The organism is Mesorhizobium sp. M5C.F.Ca.IN.020.32.2.1 (assembly GCF_004023105.1).
Lineage (GTDB): Bacteria > Pseudomonadota > Alphaproteobacteria > Rhizobiales > Rhizobiaceae > Mesorhizobium > Mesorhizobium wenxiniae.
Genome location: NZ_RZSX01000486.1, coordinates 1 through 4,898, shown reverse-complemented (window position 1 = coordinate 4,898; position 4,898 = coordinate 1). Strand labels below are relative to the sequence as shown.

Annotated in this window: 5 protein-coding genes; 2 read left to right on the top strand and 3 right to left on the bottom strand. The window is 61.8% G+C overall.

The window, feature by feature from the left end:
- Positions 1-129 precede the first annotated feature (129 nt).
- Positions 130-486: a hypothetical protein gene (locus EOA86_RS22405; RefSeq protein ID WP_245497343.1), complete on the bottom strand. Its 357-nt coding sequence runs from the start codon at positions 484-486 to the stop codon at positions 130-132.
- A gap of 179 nt (positions 487-665) precedes the next feature.
- Between EOA86_RS22405 and EOA86_RS22400 the strand changes: the two genes are divergently transcribed.
- Both EOA86_RS22400 and EOA86_RS22395 read left to right on the top strand, forming a co-directional pair.
- Positions 666-2,354 carry a winged helix-turn-helix domain-containing protein gene (locus EOA86_RS22400; protein ID WP_128343628.1) on the top strand — a complete coding sequence of 563 codons (1,689 nt, stop codon included), beginning with the start codon at positions 666-668 and terminating at the stop codon, positions 2,352-2,354.
- 491 nt (positions 2,355-2,845) lie between these two features.
- Positions 2,846-3,121 carry a hypothetical protein gene (locus EOA86_RS22395; protein WP_128343626.1) on the top strand — a complete coding sequence of 92 codons (276 nt, stop codon included), beginning with the start codon at positions 2,846-2,848 and terminating at the stop codon, positions 3,119-3,121.
- A gap of 227 nt (positions 3,122-3,348) precedes the next feature.
- Here EOA86_RS22395 and EOA86_RS22390 read toward each other — a convergent pair whose 3' ends face one another.
- Together EOA86_RS22390 and EOA86_RS22385 are read right to left on the bottom strand one after the other, a co-directional pair.
- Positions 3,349-3,657 (bottom strand): DUF6665 family protein, encoded by a 309-nt coding sequence (locus tag EOA86_RS22390; protein ID WP_127210965.1) that lies wholly within the window; start codon positions 3,655-3,657, stop codon positions 3,349-3,351.
- Positions 3,658-3,687: 30 nt separating this feature from the next.
- The coding region (locus EOA86_RS22385; RefSeq protein WP_164891905.1) for an ABC transporter ATP-binding protein at positions 3,688-4,898 on the bottom strand (1,211 nt) is incomplete at its 5' end.

The following is a 4,898-nucleotide window of genomic DNA, read 5'->3' as shown; positions in this document are numbered from 1 at the left end:
CCAAAGAGGTCGGATCGCACGAAGGTCCGCTTGTGGCGCGACCGCGCCGGGCACTGGCAATTCGGCTGCACTGTAAATGCCGGCTGCAGCAGACATCCTGGCACCGACGTGGTCATGACCCCGCAGCAGTCACACTGATCCGGGCGGCGCAAAGAAGCAGAAGACGGTGGCCTGCGTCGGGTAAAGGCAGATGTGATAGTTGCCGTCGCTCGACCTGATCTCGCTGCCGTACGGGATCCGGAAGCTCTGTTTTCGCGTCACCAGATGGTGGTCGCCGGGGAACAGCACTACGGCAAAACCATCCGGCGCTTCCGTCACTGAGTTGGCCGGGATCATCTGGCAATCGCCGAGGGCGCCATCGCTGTTGCAGCAGCTGGGCGGGTAGTACCATCCCGTTCCTGCATCGTGCGCGCTGACACCCGGCGAACAAAGAGCCCCGCCCACGAAAATGGCGGCAACGGTCGGCAGGGGACGGGGTCTCAGCATTGAACCGATTCCAAATCTTCGGAACGACTGAGACATTGGATCGTCGCCGCACCCAATGTAACGAACAACTGGTGATAGATCGGTGAAAATTTGCCGAAAACAAAGATGTTCCGTCACCATTCAAGCCTTTGCAGGAAACTGCTATAATAAATTGGAAATCCCCCCGTGGGAGGCGGAGGATGGATTCCCGGGCTGCCCGGACATTCGCCATCAACGGCGTCATCGTCGATGTTGCCGGAGGGTTTGTGCGTGACCGGGAAGGGCGCGAGATCGCCCTCAGACCGCAGGCCTTCGACCTCCTGAAATATCTCTTGGAAAACGCCGGCCGACTGGTCACCAAAGATGAGCTGATGCAGGCAGTGTGGCCAGGCGTATTCGTAACCGACGACAGTCTGGTGCAATGCGTACGCGACATCCGCCGCGCGCTTCACGACGAGAGCCAGTCAGTACTCAAGGCCGTGCCGAAACGCGGATACAGGCTGGCGATCGTGGCCGCGGACCCGCCTTCGGCGCCGGTAAGGTGGAGATGGACCGCGGCGACTGTGGCGCTGGGCTTGCTGGCGGCAGGCGCAGTCTGGCTCTTCATGGGTCTCGCCATCGAGAAGCGTTCTGACACGGTCCTGCCATCCGTCGCGGTGCTGCCGTTTCAAGCGATCGGCGGTGAAGCAAGTGTTCAGCGTCTGGCCGGCGGGCTCACAGAGGATATCATTACCGATCTCGCACGGTTTCCGGAATTCCGGGTCATTGCCCATAACTCGACGGAAGTCTACGAAGGCAAGCCGGCCAACCCGACTGAGGTCGGTGCAGCGCTCGGCGCGGGCTTTGTGGTCGAAGGCTCGATTCAACGCCAAGCCGATCGCGTGCGGGTTACGGCTCAGTTCATCGACGCGAAGACCGGTAATCATCTATGGTCGAACCGGTGGGACCGGCCGGACCGGGACCTGTTTGCGATTCAGACGGAGATTGCCGAGCAGGTCTCCAACCGGCTTGGCGGCGGCGCCGGCCTGATCCAAGAGGCAGGCCGGATAACGGCGCACCGCAAACCTCCCGGCAACCTCAACGCCTACGAACTCTACCTCATCGGTACCGAGAAGCTGGAACAAATCAATCGCGCCGACGTCGAGGAAGCTATCAGACTTCTCAGCCGCGCCACCGAACTGGACCCTACGCTGGCCCGCGCCTGGGTGGAACTGCACCATTCGCATTCCGTGCTGGCCAGTTTCGACATCGAACCCGAAAAGAATCGACGTATCGCCGCCGAAGCCGCTAAACGTGCAGTCGCGCTCGATCCGGCCGATGCCGAAGCGCATGCCGTTCTCGCCCGGAGCCTGGTCGTAAAGGGCGATCTCGCGCGCGCCAAGGCGGAATTCGACGCTGCCCTGCGAATGGCTCCAAATCAGTTCGAGATCGTGACCTTTTATGTGCCTTGGGCTTCGACTTTTGGCGAGGCCGAGAGGGGCGCCGAAATGGCTGATCAGGCGATCCAGCTTAATCCGAACTACCCGTTGTGGAGCACCAGGTTGTTTGCCCACGCCTATTTTGTGGTCGGCCGCTACGACGACGCGCTGCTAATGATGGACCGGTTGGCGCCGGAGAATTATGGGATCTGGGGATGGACATATCGCCCCGCCGCGCTGGCGGCAGTTGGGCGTACCGAGGAGGCGAAAACCCTGATCAGCGAGACCCTTAAACGGTTCCCCGACCTGACTATCGAGGGAAGGGTGAACGAACCTCTTGTCAACACAGATGCGGACCGCAAGCGTCTCATGGAAACCATGCGCCTTGCCGGTTTCCCGCCCTGCGCCAGCCCCGAGCTACTGGCGAAGATCGACAAACCGGTGCGTCTTCCCGAGTGCCTTGCAAACTGATGGTCGTTGTCGGGCGTTGGCGAGTTGGCAACGGCGCTCGCGATGCGCCACGCGGCAACGACGAGGCGCGGGGAACGAGCTGCTACGGCAGTTCAGCCTCAAGGCGATCGAAGCGGATCCGAACGCCCAGTTCGGCTATATCGGGATGGCCTGGTCCCTATCGCAATGACGCAGTTTTCTGGCACAAGCAGGAAAATAGCCCCGACGAGGCGTTGAAGCACGCCGCCGAATACGCCGACAAGGCTCTCCAACTCGCTCCGGACGATGCCAACGCGCATTATGCCGGAGCCCGCATCCATACCGAAGCCGGAGAGGTCGAGCAGGCCATTGCGCGGTACGATCAGGCGATCGCCCTCAATCCCAGTGCCCTCGAATGTCCTCGCCGGCAGTGCATCCCCGCTGCTCGTTGTCGGCCGAATCGACGAAGCTATCGATCGGATCAAGCAGGCGATGGGCATCGATCCTTTCCACCCTGATGGTACCACTGGGACATGGGCTGGGCGCTCTGGGAAAAGAACGATTGCGAGGCCGCGCTGACAGCGATGCGGAAAATGTCCAGAATCCCGAGCGGCGCACACCGAATGGTTGCGGGGATCCACGCTTGTCTGGGAAACCAGCGGGAGGCAAAGGAAGCGCTTGCGGTTTCCCTCAAAGACTCGCCCGGCGACTCCATCAGCCAACAACGCAAGCAGTGGGAGAAGAATTACACCGCTCCCGGGACCCTCGAGCGCTGGATCCACATGCGGTTCGCGGGCTTGCCGGAGTGACCGCGTATGCGGCCCGGCAGAAGACCGATTGGCCGCTACCTTTGAAGTCTTAGGGCGTACGAGCGCTGATTGCGCTCAATGTAGGGTCATCCTTCGCAAGGAACATTGAGTGCGGGAAAGTCGGCAATCGGGCCGACTTGCGCCATAATGCGCTCGCACCCGAACTTCTGGAACGGGTCAAAATCGGTATTTCGTCTTCGGTACCATCAGGTTTTCAACACTATTGTCTATTTCGCGCCGAGCCTGGCCAGCACGGCCTTGGGGATGTTGTATTCCCGGATCACTGCGTCGTGCTTGCGCAAGCCGCACAATTCGCGCTGGATGAAATAGCCGTGGACGGCCTCCGCCGCGTCCCTGAGCAGCCGGGCACGATGTTCGCCATCGTCGCCATGTTCACGCAACCTCGCCAGCGTTTCATCCACGCGGCGGCCGGCACGGCCGAGCGCCGCCGCCTTTTCGCCGAGAATTTCATGGCCGAGCAGGTCGAGCGCGCTCTCCTGCGCTCCCGACCGTCCGAAATTCGATGGCACCGACATGCTCCACTCCGGTTTTGCTGAATCCTAGGCCTACTCCGCCGGCCGCGTCTCCTCCAGCACGCTCTCCTCGTTGAACAGGAAGCCGCCGGACTGCCGCTTCCACAGCCGCGCATAGAGCCCGTCGAGCGCGACCAGTTCGTCATGCGTGCCTTGTTCGACGATACGGCCGCCGTCGAGCACCACCAGGCGATCGAGTGCCGCGATGGTCGACAGCCGATGCGCGATGGCGATGACAGTCTTGTTCTCCATCAGCCTCGCCAGATTTTCCTGGATGGCCGCCTCGATGTCGGAATCGAGCGCCGACGTCGCCTCGTCGAGTATCAGGATCGGCGCGTCCTTGAGGAAGACGCGGGCGATCGCCACGCGCTGGCGCTGGCCGCCAGACAATTTCACGCCGCGCTCGCCGACAAAGGCCTCGTAGCCCTGGCGATCACGATTGTCGCGCAAATCGAGGATGAAGTCGTGCGCCTCGGCCTTCTTTGCGGCCGCGATCACCTCGGCGTCGGTTGCTTCGGGCATGCCGAGCTTGATGTTGTCGCGCAAGGAACGGTGGAAAAGTGCGGTATCCTGGCTGACGACGCCGATACTGGCGCGCAGCGAATTCTGCGTCACCTTGGCAACATCCTGCCCGTCGATGGTGATCTTGCCGCCCTCGAGGTCGTAGAGGCGCAGGATCAGATTGGCGAGCGTCGTCTTGCCGGCGCCGGATGGCCCGACAAGTCCGACCTTCTCGCCCGGCCGCACGACAAGGTCGATGCCGTTGAGCACGCCAAATCCCTTGCCGTAGTGGAACTCGACCTTCTTCACGTCGATGCGGCCGCCGACCACGACAAGCTCCTTGGCGTCGGGCGCGTCGGTCAGGCCGAGCGGCTGCGAGATCAACGCCTTGGAGTTTTCCAGCACGCCGAGATTCCGCAGGATGCCGTTGAGCTGCATCATCAGTCGGCCGAGCAGCATGTTGAGCCGCAACACCAGCGACAGCGTGAAGGCGACGGCGCCGACTGTGATCGAGCCTTCGACCCAGAGATAGACCGCAAAACAGGCGATCGCGGTGATCATGACACCCGACAGCGTCGTCAGCGCCATGCGCACGCCGGTCAGCCTGCGGGTGAACGGGCGTAGCGCCTCGAGATAAATATCGAAACCGCTCCTGATGTAACGGTCGTCGCCATCGGCCGAGAACAGCTTCAGCGTCTGCACGTTCGAATAGGAATCGACGAAGCGGCCGGTGATCATCGAAC

What these genes read in the sequence shown, in the direction of transcription:
- EOA86_RS22405 (WP_245497343.1), bottom strand. Translation starts at nt 486, where the DNA reads ATGCTGAGACCCCGTCCCCTGCCGACCGTTGCCGCCATTTTCGTGGGC.
- EOA86_RS22400 (WP_128343628.1), top strand. Translation starts at nt 666, where the DNA reads ATGGATTCCCGGGCTGCCCGGACATTCGCCATCAACGGCGTCATCGTC.
- EOA86_RS22395 (WP_128343626.1), top strand. Translation starts at nt 2,846, where the DNA reads ATGGGCTGGGCGCTCTGGGAAAAGAACGATTGCGAGGCCGCGCTGACA.
- EOA86_RS22390 (WP_127210965.1), bottom strand. Translation starts at nt 3,657, where the DNA reads ATGTCGGTGCCATCGAATTTCGGACGGTCGGGAGCGCAGGAGAGCGCG.